The sequence below is a fragment of the Altericroceibacterium endophyticum genome, from assembly GCF_009827595.1.
Taxonomy (GTDB): domain Bacteria; phylum Pseudomonadota; class Alphaproteobacteria; order Sphingomonadales; family Sphingomonadaceae; genus Altericroceibacterium; species Altericroceibacterium endophyticum.
Genome location: NZ_WTYT01000002.1, coordinates 209,046 through 225,013, shown reverse-complemented (window position 1 = coordinate 225,013; position 15,968 = coordinate 209,046). Strand labels below are relative to the sequence as shown.

16 protein-coding genes and 1 pseudogene are annotated in these 15,968 nt (G+C 59.0%); 13 read left to right on the top strand and 4 right to left on the bottom strand.

What is annotated here, in order from left to right:
- Window positions 1-6 precede the first annotated feature (6 nt).
- Both GRI91_RS05070 and GRI91_RS05065 read right to left on the bottom strand, forming a co-directional pair.
- Window positions 7-1,137 carry a M14 family metallopeptidase gene (locus GRI91_RS05070; RefSeq protein WP_160735552.1) on the bottom strand — a complete coding sequence of 377 codons (1,131 nt, stop codon included), beginning with the start codon at window positions 1,135-1,137 and terminating at the stop codon, window positions 7-9.
- Window positions 1,134-1,754 (bottom strand): DUF4136 domain-containing protein, encoded by a 621-nt coding sequence (locus tag GRI91_RS05065; RefSeq protein WP_237437673.1) that lies wholly within the window; start codon window positions 1,752-1,754, stop codon window positions 1,134-1,136. Before GRI91_RS05065 ends, GRI91_RS05070 begins: the two co-directional genes overlap by 4 nt.
- Before the next feature lie 156 nt (window positions 1,755-1,910).
- Between GRI91_RS05065 and galE the strand changes: the two genes are divergently transcribed.
- The 3 genes from galE to GRI91_RS05050 all read left to right on the top strand — a co-directional run bounded on the left by galE (window position 1,911) and on the right by GRI91_RS05050 (window position 3,881).
- Window positions 1,911-2,912: a UDP-glucose 4-epimerase GalE gene (gene galE, locus GRI91_RS05060; protein WP_160735551.1), complete on the top strand. Its 1,002-nt coding sequence runs from the start codon at window positions 1,911-1,913 to the stop codon at window positions 2,910-2,912.
- 97 nt (window positions 2,913-3,009) lie between these two features.
- Window positions 3,010-3,135: a type B 50S ribosomal protein L36 gene (gene ykgO / locus GRI91_RS05055; RefSeq protein WP_160735550.1), complete on the top strand. Its 126-nt coding sequence runs from the start codon at window positions 3,010-3,012 to the stop codon at window positions 3,133-3,135.
- Between the two features lie 125 nt (window positions 3,136-3,260).
- Window positions 3,261-3,881, top strand: a complete 621-nt coding sequence (locus tag GRI91_RS05050; protein WP_160735549.1) for an HAD family hydrolase — start codon at window positions 3,261-3,263, stop codon at window positions 3,879-3,881.
- Here the strand turns inward: GRI91_RS05050 and GRI91_RS05045 are convergent.
- Both GRI91_RS05045 and GRI91_RS05040 read right to left on the bottom strand, forming a co-directional pair.
- Window positions 3,870-5,144 (bottom strand): serpin family protein, encoded by a 1,275-nt coding sequence (locus GRI91_RS05045; protein ID WP_160735548.1) that lies wholly within the window; start codon window positions 5,142-5,144, stop codon window positions 3,870-3,872. The two genes, GRI91_RS05050 and GRI91_RS05045, sit on opposite strands and share 12 nt — an antisense overlap.
- Before the next feature lie 67 nt (window positions 5,145-5,211).
- Window positions 5,212-6,720: a YifB family Mg chelatase-like AAA ATPase gene (locus tag GRI91_RS05040; protein WP_160735547.1), complete on the bottom strand. Its 1,509-nt coding sequence runs from the start codon at window positions 6,718-6,720 to the stop codon at window positions 5,212-5,214.
- Window positions 6,721-6,839: 119 nt separating this feature from the next.
- Here GRI91_RS05040 and GRI91_RS05035 point away from each other — a divergent pair, with 119 nt between their 5' ends.
- The 10 genes and pseudogenes from GRI91_RS05035 (at window position 6,840) to GRI91_RS04990 (ending at window position 15,962) form a co-directional block, all read left to right on the top strand.
- A complete protein-coding gene (locus GRI91_RS05035; RefSeq protein ID WP_160735546.1) occupies window positions 6,840-7,637 on the top strand; it encodes an alpha/beta hydrolase in 798 nt (265 codons plus the stop codon).
- Window positions 7,638-7,745: 108 nt separating this feature from the next.
- Window positions 7,746-7,880 carry a 50S ribosomal protein L34 gene (gene rpmH / locus GRI91_RS05030; protein ID WP_160735545.1) on the top strand — a complete coding sequence of 45 codons (135 nt, stop codon included), beginning with the start codon at window positions 7,746-7,748 and terminating at the stop codon, window positions 7,878-7,880.
- A gap of 41 nt (window positions 7,881-7,921) precedes the next feature.
- Window positions 7,922-8,275 (top strand): annotated as a pseudogene (gene rnpA / locus GRI91_RS05025) (ribonuclease P protein component); the annotation flags it as partial.
- Window positions 8,276-8,391: 116 nt separating this feature from the next.
- Window positions 8,392-8,601, top strand: a complete 210-nt coding sequence (gene yidD / locus GRI91_RS05020; protein ID WP_160735543.1) for a membrane protein insertion efficiency factor YidD — start codon at window positions 8,392-8,394, stop codon at window positions 8,599-8,601.
- Between the two features lie 34 nt (window positions 8,602-8,635).
- Window positions 8,636-10,408 (top strand): membrane protein insertase YidC, encoded by a 1,773-nt coding sequence (gene yidC, locus GRI91_RS05015; RefSeq protein WP_160735542.1) that lies wholly within the window; start codon window positions 8,636-8,638, stop codon window positions 10,406-10,408.
- Window positions 10,409-10,456: 48 nt separating this feature from the next.
- Entirely contained in the window at window positions 10,457-11,074 is a 618-nt protein-coding gene (yihA, locus tag GRI91_RS05010) for a ribosome biogenesis GTP-binding protein YihA/YsxC (protein ID WP_237437714.1), read from the top strand.
- 37 nt (window positions 11,075-11,111) lie between these two features.
- Window positions 11,112-12,734, top strand: a complete 1,623-nt coding sequence (locus GRI91_RS05005) for a GMC family oxidoreductase (protein WP_160735540.1) — start codon at window positions 11,112-11,114, stop codon at window positions 12,732-12,734.
- Window positions 12,735-12,833: 99 nt separating this feature from the next.
- Complete coding sequence (locus GRI91_RS05000) at window positions 12,834-13,496, top strand: glutathione S-transferase family protein (protein ID WP_160735539.1); 663 nt, start codon at window positions 12,834-12,836, stop codon at window positions 13,494-13,496.
- Window positions 13,493-14,644 (top strand): succinyl-diaminopimelate desuccinylase, encoded by a 1,152-nt coding sequence (dapE, locus tag GRI91_RS04995; RefSeq protein WP_160735538.1) that lies wholly within the window; start codon window positions 13,493-13,495, stop codon window positions 14,642-14,644. The genes GRI91_RS05000 and dapE overlap by 4 nt, the downstream gene beginning before the upstream one ends.
- 82 nt (window positions 14,645-14,726) lie before the next feature.
- Window positions 14,727-15,962, top strand: coding sequence for a dicarboxylate/amino acid:cation symporter (locus GRI91_RS04990; RefSeq protein WP_160735537.1), 1,236 nt, complete (start codon window positions 14,727-14,729; stop codon window positions 15,960-15,962).
- Window positions 15,963-15,968: the final 6 nt, after the last annotated feature.

Genomic DNA, 15,968 nt, shown 5'->3' with positions numbered 1-15,968 from the left:
GCCGGTTTAATCGTCGAGCCACTCGGCCAGCGAAGCCAGACATTCGCGGGCAAGCAATTTGCACCGCTCGGGACTCCACCCCTGTTCGGGATCGGGCAGGTCGTCATTGTCCTTAAACGGCATTTCCAGCGTCATCGAACAGGCGCCGAAGCGCTGCGCCACCTGATTGGTGCTGATGGAGAGATTGGCCTTTCCTTCGGGCGTGACAGGATAGCCCTTCTTGGTCTGAAAATCGGGTGTCCGGCGTTCAAGGATGGCGCGATAGCGATAGAATTCATCGCCCAATTCATCGTTCCAGCCCGGAATGCCTTCAAATCCAGCCAGAAACACTGCGGGAATGGCTTCATCGCCATGCACGTCCATGGCAAAATCCACGCCGCTCTCATCCATGGCGTTGCGGATAGCCAGCACTTCGGGTGAAGCCTCAAGGCTGGGTTCGTGCCATTCGCGGTTCAGATTGATGCCCTTGGCATTGGTGCGCAAATGGCCGCGCCGTGAGCCGTCGGGGTTGCAATTGGGAACGATATGCAGCCGGCATTTCTGCCGCAGCACCCGGCCCACGGGATCGGCGGGATCGCACAGGACTTCCAGCGCGCCTTCCATCCACCATTCAGCCATGCTTTCGCCCGGATGCTGGCGTGCGTAAAACCACATTTGCTGCTGCCCTTCACCCATTTCCAGGCAGTCGATCGGCTGACCATCATGCGACAGGCCCAGCTGGCGATACGTCACGCCCTCACTGGCGGCAGCTTCTGAGATCAGATCGTGATGACGCTCCATCGAATAGGGCGCGAAATAGGCAAACCACGCCAGATCGCTGGCAGGGGTGTAGCGAATGGTGAGCGTGCCGCCATCTGCCTGCGCGTCATATTCGCTCTCTGCACGGCCCCAGTAATCGCGATCCTCAGAGACGCAGGCCTGATAATTCGGCCAGCCTTGCGGATAGGCGGATTCCTGAAGTCCGGTTATCTTCAGCACCAGCTGACGCCCCTCGGCACCGGTGACGCGAAAATGGAACCATTGGCGAAATTCGCTGTCGTGATCCTTGCGCAGGGCCAAAGTAGCCTCGGCACCGTTGATTGAGAGAACTTCGATATTGCCGCTGTCACAGGCGGCATTGATGGAAATATCTGTCATTTTACCTCGAATGTCTCACCCGATTCGCCGGGAAAGTCTGTGAATAGTGCCTGGGCGAGGCGCTGTGCAGCTGGCGCTGCCATGGCATCCTCGCCATTGGCCTTGGTGGTGAAGGATGCGCGTCCTTCCCACAAGGCATCGCCCGTTTGTTTGTCGCGGATGATCAGGCCGATCCCGTTTTCGACCATTTCGGGCGGCGGGCCGGAAAGATCGATACCGATGCCGACACCAACCCCGGAGCCATAGGAGCCGGTCGATCCGCCGACACCCACGTTCACGGGCGAATTGCGCCGCTGGGGGGCATTTACCTGACGCGTTATGCGCAATTCGGCGATTTGCGCGGCTGATTCGGGTCCTGCCAGCGTATAACCAAGCCTGGCCAGTTCTTCGGCAACGGCCGTACGATAGGGCATGAATGCCAGCGATCCACCATCTGCGCCCGGTGCGCCAATTACCGCGACGGTGCCGCGCCCCAATTCAGCCGGGGCGGGCCCGACAAAGCGGGTCACCTCCACCGGGGTGGTGTGGTTGGTCGCACATGCCCCGAGGGGCAGGGCAGCGGCCAGGGCGATTGCGCCTGCCATCAGGCGAGAGGGGTTTGAACGGTTCATAGCCATAGGATAACGCCTGACGGCGCTTCGGGTTGCATGCGTGCTGTTTTGTGCTGGGCAGACGGAGGTCTTCGCCAGCGTGTCGGGCGCTGTTCCCGCAGCTCTTAATGCATTATTTGCAGAATGCTGCCATCACAGGCGCGGGAAACAAGGAAGCAGATTATGGCAGATCGTTGTCCGGTGCTGGTAACCGGTGGGGCAGGATATATTGGCAGCCATGCGGTGCTGGCCCTGCGCGATGCAGACTGGCCGGTGGTGGTGATCGACAATCTGTCGACCGGCTTTCGCTTCGCCTTACCGGAAGATGTTCCGCTTTATGAAGGCGATATAGAAGATAGTGCGCTGGTACTGCGGATCATTGCCGAGCACGGCATTCGCGCGATCATGCATTTTGCCGGGTCGATCATCGTGCCGGAATCGGTCGAAAATCCGCTCAAATATTATCACAATAATACAGTGAAGAGCCGCGCCTTGATAGAAGCGGCGGTGACGGGCGGGGTTCCTCATTTCATCTTCAGCTCTACGGCGGCGACCTATGGAATTCCCGCCGAATCACCCGTGAGCGAAGAAACACCGCGGCAGCCGATCAATCCCTATGGCTGGTCGAAACTGATGACCGAACAGATGCTGGCCGACAGCGCGGCGGCACACCGGCTCAATTATGGGGCCTTGCGTTATTTCAACGTGGCTGGTGCCGACCCTCAGGCCCGCAGCGGCCAGTCCACGGCCGGGGCAACCCATCTGATCAAGGTCGCCGTAGAGGCGGCGCTGGGCAAGCGGGATAATGTATCGGTTTTCGGGACGGATTACGACACGCCTGACGGGACCGGCGTGCGCGATTATATCCATGTCAGCGATCTGGCGGCGGCGCATGTATTGGCGCTGGAGGCACTGTTGGAGCAGCCTGAGCGATCTCTAACGATGAATTGCGGTTATGGCCGGGGATTTTCCGTGCTCGAAGTGCTGGATGCAGTGGACCGGGTGACCAATCGCAAGATCGAACGTGTCATGGGGCCGCGCCGTGCGGGGGACCCGGATTCGCTGATTTCGGACAATCGCCGCATCAAGGCGACCTTGCCATGGGAGCCGCGTCATGACGATCTGGAAGAAATCGTCACGCATGCGCTGGCCTGGGAGCGCAAACTGACCGAAATTCGCGCCTGATGCTTGACTCTCCCGGTCAGGCAGTTAAACGCCCGTCCTTGAAGTTTCGGCATCGGAGGCCATCTCCGGTGCCACAATTTTTTTTGGAAACAAGACGATGAAGATTCGCAACAGCCTTAAGTCTCTTAAGAACCGTCACCGCGATTGCCGCGTCATCCGCCGTCGTGGTCGCACCTATGTGATCAACAAGACCGTGCGTAAGTTCAAAGCCCGCCAGGGCTGATTCGACTGGCGACCTTGAATGGTCGCCTCGAATATCGAACTGCGAAGTTCACCACGTTCGGCCCGCTTTCCTTTGGTGGAAAGCGGGCCGAACGTGCGTGGGGCACGGCCTAAGGAGATATCTGCATGAGCGAGATTACCCCTCCCGGTGTGGTGGTTTTCGATGTCGGACGCGTGCTTATCCAGTGGGATTTGCGGCATCTGTTTGCGAAGCTGATTGATGATCCCGAGCAGCTCGATTGGTTTCTGGCCAATGTCGTGACGGAAGAATGGCATTTTCAGCATGATGCTGGCCGTCCTGTGGCCGATATGGTGGCCGAACGCAGTCTCGAATTTCCGGAATATGCACCGCTGATAGAGGCCTATGCGACCCGGTTTCTGGAAACCATTCCGGGCGATGTTGCGGGGACGCATGATCTGGTCCGGCGGCTCTCGGCGCAGGACGTGCCGCTTTATGCCCTGACCAATTTTGGCGCTGATTTTTGGGCCATGTTCCGTCCGACAGCGCCGATTTTTGATCATTTCCGTGATATTCTGGTGTCCGGTCAGGAAAAAATCGCCAAGCCCGCACCCGAAATCTACCGGCTGGCAGAGCAGCGTTTTGGTCATGCGCCGGGCGATCTGTTTTTCATCGATGACAATTCGGCCAATATCACTGCCGCGCGGGAGGCGGGCTGGCACACCCACCATTTCGCCAATGCCGATGATCTGGAACGTGATCTGCTGGCGCGCGGATTATTGCGCTGAGGCCTTTTCGGGCTCTTCCGCCGTATCCTCATAAGTGAGCGGCGCGCTGATCCGTCCGAAAAACAGCACTGCATCATTATCCGTATCGCGGATCGCGAAGAGAAACGGATGATCGACCAGAAAGTCCCGCCCTTCAAAGGGAGGGGGCATGGAAACCGGCGTGACAATCGCGGCGGTGGTCGCTGCCGCCCTTGTCCCCCTTTCATAAACCTGCAGGCGCGCTGAATGCAGCATCGCCTGCACATAGAGATATTCGCTATTCGCGCTGATCCCCGAAAGATCGGCATTTTGCCGCGAGAATGGCAGGTCCATCCCCAATTCGCGCAATGCCGGCGCCAGATCCTGCGTCACCTCCGCTTCAAAACGCGGCAGCAGCAGCCGAATCGGGGTAGGGGCGGCAGCTGATAGTTGTGCATCCAGCTGATCCAGCATTTCTGGTGTAATTCCCGGCACCGTTGTGGTGCGTTCTTGTGGCAGCATGATATCCATGACGAAGCGCTCGTCCGCGTAAGGCAGGCGGATGGCAGACCAGCCCTCATATTCCGCAAAGGGGTGGCGGCTTTCACTCTTCATCATGTAGAATGTCTCTTCATGGCCATCGCTAAACAGGAAGCTATGCATGTCTCCGCCGCCAAACGGCGTGAGCCAGTCCCCTTGAAAGAATATCGCATTCGTCGCGATCAGAGCGGTATCCGCAGCTAAGCTGCCGGGGGCCACTATTTCCGGGATGAGACCATCTGTCTGTGCGGCGGACCATTCATTGATCCGCCGTGCCGCATTGTCCGGAGAGGTTAGAAAATCTGTCTCCTGCGCGCCGCTGTCGAACAGGATTTTGGCTTGATCTATAAAGGTCGGATTGAAGTCACGATCATCCGCGAGCCATAGCGCATTCGCAATGCGCAGCGTGACGCGCACTGCCGGTGTCAGCAGCGCCTTGCGCCGTTTGGCGAGCGCCGCATCCCCGTCAGCGCCAGCCGGCAGGCCAAAATATTCCTCTATCTGCCGGGCGGTTTTACCCCGTGCGCCAAGATGGATGAGACCCATGGACTGGCGAATGCCAACCGGGGAAAATATCGCGTTTTCGGCGGGACCGATCTGCCGGTCGACCGCGCCATAGAGCGTGGCTATATCGGCTTTTCCGGTGGTCAGCTGCACTTCGGCAGGGGTGTCCTTCACGGGTGGTTTATCAGAACTCTGAGAGCAGGCGGCCAGCGCAACAATCGGAAGGACGAGGCTTAGCCGCTTGAGAATTCGATCGATCATGGGGTTGAAACGGCTCATACCATAAAAGGTTGCGGGGATGGCTGCGCGCAACCTTTTGTCTGAGCTATCATGCTCTTGGCGGCGAACGGCGATAGCTGAGTGCTTCTGCGATATGGGCGCGGCTGACCTGTTTAGCCCCGGCCAGATCGGCAATGGTGCGCCCGACGCGCAGGATTCGGGTATATCCGCGTGCTGACAAGTGGAGTTTGTCGGCCGCTTGCAGCAGCAGATCCCGCCCTTCCTGATCGGGTTCGGCATATGTTTCCAGCGCATCTCCATCCAGCATGGCATTGGTCTGGGGCGTTTCCGCATCACTACGGGCCGCTTGCACTATTCTTGCCTGCTTCACGCGCCTGGCCACCTCCTCCGAGGATTCGGCATTGACGGGGGCGGCCAGTTCTCTGGCGCTGAGCGGTGCCACTTCTACATGCAGGTCAATCCGGTCGAGGAGCGGCCCGGAAATCTTGCTTTGATAATCGGCGGCGCAGCGCGGCGCGCGTGAACAGGCCAGAGCCGGGTCACCCAGATGACCGCAGCGGCATGGATTCATCGCCGCCACCAATTGGACCCGAGCCGGATAGCTGACATGCGCATTTGCCCGCGCCACCTCAACCCGGCCGGTTTCCAGCGGCTGGCGCAGAGAATCGAGCACGGCGCGCTGAAATTCGGGCAATTCATCCAGAAACAGCACGCCCATATGTGCCAGACTGACTTCGCCGGGTCTCGCGCGCAGGCCGCCACCGGTCAGGGCCGCCATGGAGGCGGAATGATGCGGGCTACGAAACGGGCGCGAGCGGTTGATCTGACCGCCTTCCAGAGTGCCAGCGACAGAGGCGACCATGGATACTTCCAATGCCTCCGGTCCGGTCAGCTCAGGCAAAATGCCGGGCAGGCACGCGGCGAGCAGGCTTTTGCCTGCACCGGGCGGGCCGGTCATCAGCAGATTATGCCCGCCGGCAGCCGCGATTTCGAGCGCGCGGCGGGCGCTTTCCTGGCCTTTGACCTGTTTGAGATCGGGGCCGGTGGCGATGTGCGCGGCTTCGCCGCGTTCCGGCTCCGGCAGACGCTGCGTGCCTTTGAGGTGGTTGAGGAGGGCGATCAGGCTGTTTGCCGCGCAAATGCTGATGTCTCCGGCCCAGCGTGCCTCAGAACTCTGCGATGTAGGGCAAATCAGCCCTTTGCTGAGACCACTGGCATGGAGCGCGGCCAACAGCACACCGGGGGAGGGCACGATTCGGCCATCCAGTGCCAGCTCGCCCACGGCCACCCATTCGGTCATTTCTTCGGCATCGACCACCCCCATTGCCGCCAGCAAAGCCAGGGCGATAGGCAGATCGTAATGCGACCCGGCCTTGGGCAGATCTGCCGGTGACAGATTAATCGTGATTCGTTTGGGCGGCAGTGCCAGCCCCATGGCGGACAAGGCGGCCTGAACACGTTCGCGGCTTTCGCCCACGGCCTTATCCGGCAGGCCGACAATAGTGAAACGGGGCAGGCCGGGCGCGATTTGACACTGCACTTCGACCGGGCGCGCCTCAAGGCCGAGATACGCTGCCGTCTGAACCAGTGCCACCATTATCGTTTCCCCCCGCCGCAACCTATAACGCTTCAACAGACGAAATGAAGATATGGTTAAAATAACAGTAACTATAATGCTTCACCCGAACATAGGGAAAGACGCGCAGTTTACCTGTGATGCGGTTTTTCCTTTGCCTTGCCCTCTTTTTTGCATGGACGCCCACCAGTTGGGCGGGAACCCATCATATCGATTATGAAACGGTGCTTCCTTATGCGGCCCCTGCTGAAGCAACAGCTGATTTTGTGGGCGAACAGGGCGCCGATAAATCCGAAATTGTTAACGCTGAGAAGGCGCAGCGGACTGAAGTCACGGTCGATCACAGTGCCAAACATATTCAGGCGAAACAGCGGTTTGGTCCTTTTCAGGTGCTGGATGCACGCCGCGCCGCTATTGTTGGGCCGACGGACACGAATAGTCCCGAGCAACTGGCCGCTATGCTGCGCCATTACCCTGATATCGCTCTGCTCGAGATGGTGGAGGCTCCCGGCACCTATGACGATAGCGCGAATCTGACTGTCGGCCGGATGATTCGGGCAGCGGGAATCGCAACGCATGTTCCCGCCAATGGCTCGGTACGTTCCGGGGCCGTGGAATTGTTTCTTGCCGGCGTCGATCGCAGCATGGAAAATGGCGCAGAGTTTGCCGTTCATGCGTGGATGGATGAACGCGGGCTCGAGGCAGATGATTATGCCATGGCGTCGCCCGAACATCGCAAATATCTTGTTTATTACCAGGAAATGGGCATGAGCGCTCAACGCGCGTTGTCTTTTTACCGGATGACGAATTCGGTGCCGCATGGCGATGCATTGTGGCTTTCGGCCTATGATATGCGCCGGTGGAGCGAAGATCCGCTGCCGAATATCAACCCGCTTTGGGAACGTGCCACGCAGCTCGCATATCTTGACTCGAACTAGTCATTTTAGTAAGCGCGCGCTCGTGACGAGGCCGTCTGTCCGGGCGGCCCTTTTTGTTCGCGTCTGTCCATTGGGGCGACGCAGGTGATTTGTTAAAGGGTTTTTATCATGAAGCGCACTTTTCAGCCGAGCAATCTCGTGCGCAAGCGTCGCCACGGTTTCCGTGCACGCAAAGCGACAGTCGGCGGACGTAACGTGCTGCGTGCACGTCGGAAGCGCGGCCGCAAGAATCTCTGCGCCTAAGCTGCTCAAAGACGCTGAGTACTTCTCAGCCTTTGGCGGTGTTGACGCGCCGTGCTGATTTTCTTGCTGCAAACCGGGGTCTGCGAATCGCGCGCCCCGGTTTTGTGCTGCTTGCCCTTCCCAATGGTGGAAAGGGCAAGCGTTACGGCATCACCGTAACCAAGCGGATCGGCAATGCGGTGGTTCGCAACCGCATGAAACGCCGATTTCGTGAATTGTTGTGGGACGCCCTGCCAGATGAAGGGCTACCCGATCACGATCATGTGCTGATCGGCCGCGATGGCGGCGTTGAGCGGGATTTTGCGCGTCTGCGCAAGGAACTGCATTACGCCTTGCAAGGCGCGGCGAGTGGCAAGGGCGATCCGCCGCGTAAACCACGGGGACGTAAGCCCAAATCGGCGGGCAAGTCTCCGCAATCCAGCCCTCAAAAAGCTGAACAGGACAAGTCTGGTGGTATGAATCCGGATCAGGCTGATCCTGACCGTGCAAATACCGGCAGCGGCTCTGCGGCGTGACCCGCCTCATCGTCTTTCTCGCGCGCTTTTGGCAGTATGGCCCATCGCGCATTTTACCCTCCACTTGCAGATTTGCCCCTTCCTGCAGCGAATACACAATTGAAGCGTGCCAAAAATATGGTGCGATCAAGGGTGGATGGCTGGCGGCTAAGCGTCTATTGCGCTGCCACCCCTGGGGGGGAGATGGCTATGATCCGGTGCCATGATCTTTCGGATCGCAAGATAATTTAGGGATCGTCCGTGGACAATCAGCGTAATCTCATCCTCGCCATCGTGCTGTGTGCCGTGGTTCTGTTCGGTTGGGACTTTGCCATCAGCAAGCTCTATCCAGAGCCTGCTTCGGTGGCGCAGTCTCAGCGTGTAGACGCCCCGGGTGAACGGCTCGAAGATCAAGATCCAGCCAAGATCAAGCGCACCCGCGAAGGTGGGCTGACGAATGCTGCCGATCGTGCCGAGGAAGAACGCGATCTGAAGGTTGATCTTGCATCACCCGACCGAGTGAAAATCGATGCGCCTGAAATCGCCGGTTCGCTCAATCCCATCGGCGCACGAGTGGATGATATCGTCCTCAAGACCCATCGTCAGACGGTGGATAAGGACAGCGGCCCGGTTCGCTTGCTTTCACCTTATGGGACGCCGGCACAATATTTCGCCCAATTCGGCTGGGTCGGAGATAATGTGACGCTGCCCGATGCGCGCACCAAATGGCGTGTCGAAGGCGGTCCGCTAAGCCCGGACACGCCCGTGACGCTGCGCTGGGACAATGGCGAAGGCCAGAGTTTCCGCATCGTCTTCTCGGTTGATGATCGCTATATGATCACCGCGAAACAGACCGTGCAGAACAATGCCGATAGTCCGATTGCGCTGCGCCCCTATGCCTTCATTAACCGCACCAGCCTGACCGCCAGCACCGATACATGGAATGTCCATTCCGGCCCGATCGGTGCGTTTAACGATTCGGTGGATTTCGGTAACAATTACGATGATGTCGCCGAAGCCGGTACGATTGATCCGAAGGGTGCGGCGGACTGGATCGGCTTCACCGATATTTACTGGCTGTCCGCGCTCATTCCCGATTCGGGGAGCAAGACGTCGTCCGAATTCCGTTCGCTCGGCAATGAGAAATTCCGCGCTGATTTGATTTACGACACGGTCGCCGTTCCGGCTGGCAAGCAATATACGCGCACGACGCGTCTGTTCGCCGGGGCCAAGGAAAGCGATGTCCTTGATGCTTACGAAGATCAGGGCATTTCCAAATTTGGCCTGGCAATCGACTGGGGCTGGTTCCGCTGGTTCGAACGGCCGATCTTCCTGCTGCTCAACAAGATTTATGATCTGGTCGGCAATTTCGGTGTTGCGATCATCCTCTTGACCGTGATCATTCGCGGTCTGATGTTCCCGGTGGCGCAGCGCCAGTTTGCCTCCATGGCGGGCATGCGTGCCATTCAGCCTAAGATGAAGGCGATTCAGGCGCGTTATAAGGATGACAAGCCGAAGCAGCAGCAGGAAATCATGGCGCTGTACAAGAAGGAGGGCGTTAATCCGCTGGCCGGCTGTTTGCCGCTGATCCTGCAGATCCCGATCTTCTTCGCGCTATATAAAACGCTGCTGCTGGCGATCGAGATGCGCCACAAGCCGTTCGTTCTGTGGATTCAGGATTTGTCCGCGCCCGATCCGGCTACCATTCTCAACCTCTTCGGTCTGCTGCCTTTCACACCGCCCAGCTTCCTGGCAATCGGTGTGCTGGCACTGCTGCTGGGTGTGACCATGTTCCTGCAATTCCGTCTCAATCCGAGCGCGCAGGATCCGGTTCAGCAGCAGATGTTCATGATCATGCCGTGGGTGCTGATGTTCGTTATGGCGCCTTTCGCGGCAGGTTTGCTGCTATACTGGATTACGTCGAACATTTTGACGCTGGCGCAGCAGAAATATCTCTATTCAAAACATCCGCAGCTCAAAGCGCAGGCGGAAAAGGACAAGGCTGCCAAGGCGGACGCCCAGGTTGTCGATTAAAATTGGAGCAAGCGCTTGAACGAGGATGAAGCCGCCTTTCAGGCGCGAATGGAGGAGGCCCGAAAACTGTTTTCGGGCAGAGTGGATTTTCTGCTCTCTGCTCCCGAACTGAAATTTCTGCCTGAACCGGATTTCCCGGAAGTGGCCTTTGCCGGCAGATCCAATGTCGGCAAAAGCTCGCTGCTGAATGCTATCACGGGGCGGCGCTCCATCGCGCGCGCCTCCGTAACGCCGGGCCGGACGCAGGAACTGAACTTCTTTGAGGTCGGGGAGCCAACGCTTTTCCGGTTGGTCGACATGCCCGGCTATGGCTTTGCCAAGGCCCCGGTAAAGGTGGTCGAACGCTGGAAAAAGCTGGTCCGGTCGTTCCTGCGCGGCCGCGTGGTACTGAAACGTACCATGTTGCTGATCGATAGCCGCCACGGTGTGAAGCCGGTGGATGAAGAGATGATGACCATGCTGGATGAAAGCGCGGTCGGTTATCGCATCGTTATGACCAAGGCGGATAAGATTAAGGCCAGCGAACTGGCCGAAACAGCGGAGCTGGTGCGCGCCGCCGCGCGCAAGCACCCGGCTGCCTATCCGGAAATCCAAATCACATCTTCGGAAAAGAAGATGGGTATTGATGAATTACGTGCCGCCTTGCTGGAGGATATATCACACTGACCCTTCGGGGCATTGCGGGCACAAAAAGGGACGAGGCATGGCTGAATGTGATTTTATCGTCGTGGGTGCGGGGAGCGCGGGGTGCGTACTCGCCAATCGGCTGAGCGCAGACCCGGCTAATAATGTCGTATTGCTCGAAGCGGGTGGTTCGGATGATCACCCGATGATCAGCATGCCGCTCGCCTGGATGAATGCATCGGCCATGCCCCGATTTGGCTGGGGCACGCAGAGCGAGCCGGAACCCTATCTGGATGACCGGGTACAGCCTTTGCCGCGCGGCAAGCTGATGGGCGGTTGCAGTTCGATCAACGGCACCATGTATATTCGCGGGATGAAGGCGGATTATGATGGCTGGCGCGATTCCGGCCTGCCGGGCTGGGGCTATGACGATGTGCTGCCCTATTTCAAACGCGCGGAAAGCAACTGGCGCGGCGAAGGGCCGGAACATGGCGGGGATGGCCCCCTATCCGTAACGCCGATGAAGACCCATCCCGAGCTTTACCCCGCCTTCATAAAAGCCGCGAAAAAGCTGGGTTATCCAGAAAGCGAAGACTTTAACGTCGCGAAACCGGAAGGCTTCGGCATTCCCGATTGCACGATCCGTTCGGGGCGGCGCAATTCCACGGCGAAGGCTTATTACGAGCCCGTGCAGAATCGCCGGAATCTGCACCTGATCGGTGATGCGCAGGCCACCCGCATCCTGGTGGAACATGGCCGCGCCGTGGGCATCGAATATCGTCAGGGTAGTGACGTAAAGCGCCTGAAGGCGCGGCGCGAAGTGATCATCAGTGCCGGTGCGTTCCATTCACCGCATCTGCTGCAATTGTCGGGCATCGGTCCGGCGGCGCATTTGCAGGATATGGGTATTGGTGTGCTGAAAGATTTGCCCGGAGTGGGTGAGAATCTGCAAGATCATCCGATTGCGCTGACCTTCTGGAAAGCAGCGAAAGACAACACGTTCGACAAATATCTGCGGCTTGACCGGCTGGGCCTGGCCGTTGCCCGCTGGATGTTGACGGGGCGGGGCTTCCCCGCGCAAAGCCCGCTGACCGTGCAGGGTTTCTACCGCTCATCCGATGAAGAATCCCGGCCCGATATCCAGTTTCAGGTTAGCCATACCAGCTATGAAGCGCGGCCATGGTTCCCGCTCTGGCGCAAAGGGGCTGGGCACCAATTGTCAGCAGGCTGCCTGTTGCTCAATCCGGAAAGCCGTGGACGCGTTTCACTCGCATCCCCCGATGCGGCGGAGAATCCCCGCATTCTGCTCAATTTCCTCAAGGAAGAAGCAGACCGCCGGAAAATGCGCGACACGGTCCGCTTCATGCGCAAGTTCTTTGCCACCGAACCGGTCAGCGATTATGTGGCGGCGGAAATCGCGCCGGGCTCTGATGCCGCATCGGACGAGGCGATTGACGGGTGGCTGCGCGCCACTGTGATGAGCGGCGGCCACCCGACCAGCACCTGTGCCATGGGGACCGGTGATCGGGCGGTGCTGAACGAACAGCTGCAAGTGCGCGGGATTGACGCGCTGCGCGTGGTGGATGCCTCCGCCATGCCCGGCATCATTCGCGGCAACACCAATGCACCAACCATCATGATGGCAGAGAAGGCCTCCGACATGATCCTCGGCAAGTCTGCTGCCTTGCGCACGGCGGCATGATTGCAGGCCTGTCGGGTGCGGAGCCTTGCTCGACAGGTGAAAGCTGAACCGATAATCCCTCCGGCCATCAATGGCAGGCTGCCCACACAGGAATGATCCATGAAGCTGATAATTGGCAATAAGAATTACTCCAGCTGGTCTCTGCGGGGATGGCTGGCTGCCAAGCAGAGTGGGCTTTCCTTTGAAGAACTGACGGTCAATCTGGCCGGAGAAGACTGGGAAGCCGCCCGGCGCCAGCAGGGTGAATTCCTTCCCTCATCAGGTAAAGTCCCGGTTTTGTGGGACGGCGAAGTGGTGATCTGGGACAGTCTGGCCATCATGGAATATCTGGCCGACCGGGTCGGCCGTGACCGATTCTGGCCCAAAAACGACGCGGCACGCGGCATGGCGCGGGCGATGGTCGCCGAAATGCATTCAGGCTATTTGTCCCTCAGGCGTCAATTGCCGATGAATGTCCGCGCGCGGATTGAAAATGTTCAGTTCAGCGATGAAACCAAGCTGGAAGTCGTGCGCATTCTTGGTCTGTGGGCCGAGGCGCGGGCGCGGCATGGGCAAGGCGGCCCCTTCCTGTTCGGCACTTTCAGCGCGGCTGATATCTTTTACGCCCCCATCATCAGCCGCTTTCTCACCTATGGGATTGGCGTGCCGGGTTTTGCGCAAACCTATATGCAGGCGGTGTGGGAACATGACTGGATGCAATCCTGGATACAGTCGGCAGAAGATGAGCAATGGGTGATCGAACAGTTCGAAGTGAAGGCATGAGCAGCGCGGCAATGGGGGACGCGACAGTGGGAAGCGCGGTCGATCTGGCGGAACGGCTGATGGCGTGTGAAAGCGTGACGCCCGCGCGCGGTGCCGTCTTTGATGCATTGGCCGAAATGCTCGAACCGCTGGGTTTTACCTGCCACCGCTTCATCTCTGGCGAGGCGCCCGACGGGCCGGTCGAAAATTGCTTTGCCCTGCGCAAAGGGCCCGAGGGCACGCCGCATTTCGCCTTTGCCGGACATCTGGATGTCGTGCCTCCGGGGGAAGGGTGGCACAGCGCGCCTTTCCTGCCTGAGCGGCGCGGAGACTTGCTGTATGGGCGCGGTGCGGTGGATATGAAGGGGGCAATTGCGGCTATGGCGGCTGCGGTGCAGGACATTCCGCAGGATGCTGGCAGCATATCCTTCATCATCACGGGGGATGAGGAAGGTCCCGCCACCTATGGCACGCGCGCACTGATCGATTTCATACGCGAACAGGGAGACATCCCCGATCTCTGTCTGGTGGGAGAGCCGACATCGGTGAACCGTCTGGGCGACATGATGAAGATTGGTCGCCGTGGTTCGGTCAATATCTGGCTGGAGGTTGAGGGCGTTCAGGGCCACGTCGCCTATCCACATCTGGCCGACAATCCGGTGCCGAAATTGGTGGCGATGCTGGCGGAGCTGGAGGCGCTGCATCTGGATAACGGGACCGAATGGTTTCAGGCATCCAATCTGGAAATCACCGATCTCGAAGTGGGCAATCCGGCGCATAATGTGATCCCGGGTAAGGCCAAGGCGCGCATCTCCATCCGGTTCAACACGACCTATAGCGGTGCGAAGCTGGGCGAGATGGTCAGTGCCATTGCCGAAAAGCATGGTGGCACGGCGCGGCCAGTTATCTCTGGCGAGCCGTTTCTGACACCGCCCGGCGATTTTTCGCACATCATCGCCGAGTCGGTTGAGGCAGAAATCGGCGTGGTGCCCGAAGCCTCCACCAGCGGTGGCACTTCCGATGCGCGTTTCCTGAAAGATTTGTGCCCGGTGATTGAATTTGGTCTCGTCAATGCGACCATGCATAAGCGCGATGAAGCCGTGGCGATGGAAGATTTGCTGGCGCTGGCGCGAATATATCGACGTATAACAATGGCGGTTTTCTCCTAAGGCTTGACCTTCCGGGCTGACGCTGAGAGCATTGGTTGCAATTGAGCCGGGTTCGTCCCGGAAATACCGGGGGCAAATTTTCATGAAATTCTGGTTCGCGATTCCGCTGTGGCAGCGTGTTATTGGTGCGCTGATCCTGGGGGTCGTGACGGGCCTGATCTGGGGGCCGGAAGCTGAAAGCATAAAATGGATCGGTGATTTCTTCATCGCCTCGATCAAGATGCTGGTCGTTCCGCTGATCTTTTTCAGTCTGGTTTCCGGCGTCACGGCGATTGGCGATTTGCGCAAGCTGGGCGCTGTCGGCGGGCGGGCCGTGCTGCTGTTCGTGGTTACGGGACAGATTGCCGTATGGCTTGGGCTTGGTCTGGGGGCACTGTTCCTGCCAGGAGCGGGGCTGGATACCAGCGCGATCGATATGGGCAGCGTGCCGGAAGCGCAGACGCAGGGCTGGCGCGAGATGATCCTGTCAATCGTACCGGCCAGCCCGGTGCAGGTGATGGCAGATGCCAATGTGCTGCCGCTGATCGTCTTTGCATTGCTGATTGGCATCGGTGTGCTGATGGCGAAGGAGGAAGGCACTCCGCTTGCGCGGATTTTCGACAGCGGCGCAATCGTGATGCAGAAGGTCACCATCATCGTGATGGAACTCACCCCCTTCGGCGTGTTTGCTCTGATCGCCTGGGTCGCGGGCACGCTCGGCCCCGACGCGCTTGTGGCACTCGCCAAGCTGGTGGCGCTCAATTACGCGGGCTGCCTGATCCTGATTTTTGGTCTCTATTTCGCGCTGATCAAATTTTTCGTGAAAGTGCCGGTGATCGATTTCGTGCGCGGCATGGTGGATGCCATGGCGGTTGGCTATTCCACCGCGTCTTCCAGCGCGACCTTGCCGGTCACCCTGCGCTGTCTCGAACGTAATATCGGCGTCAGCCGTTCGGTTTCGAGCTTCACCGCCTCGCTTGGTGCGACCATCAACATGGATGGCACCGCGATGTATCTCGGGCTCGCCACGTTGTTCGGTGCGCAGATTTTTGGGGTCCAGCTCGACTTCGTCGACTTTGTCATCATCTCGGTCACCGCTACGCTCGGCTCGATCGGGGCGGCGGGTATTCCGGGCGCGGGCCTGATCATGATGACGCTGGTCTTTGGCAGCGTTGGCGTCCCGCTGGAGACTATCGCCTTTGTCGCCGGGGTGGACCGGATCATGGACATGATGCGCACCACCACCAATGTGACCAGTGACGCGACCGTGGCGACGATGGTCGCCAAAATGACCGGCGCGCTCAACACTGAAGAGCTGGAAAGCGCCGACGACGTTTGAGTTCAG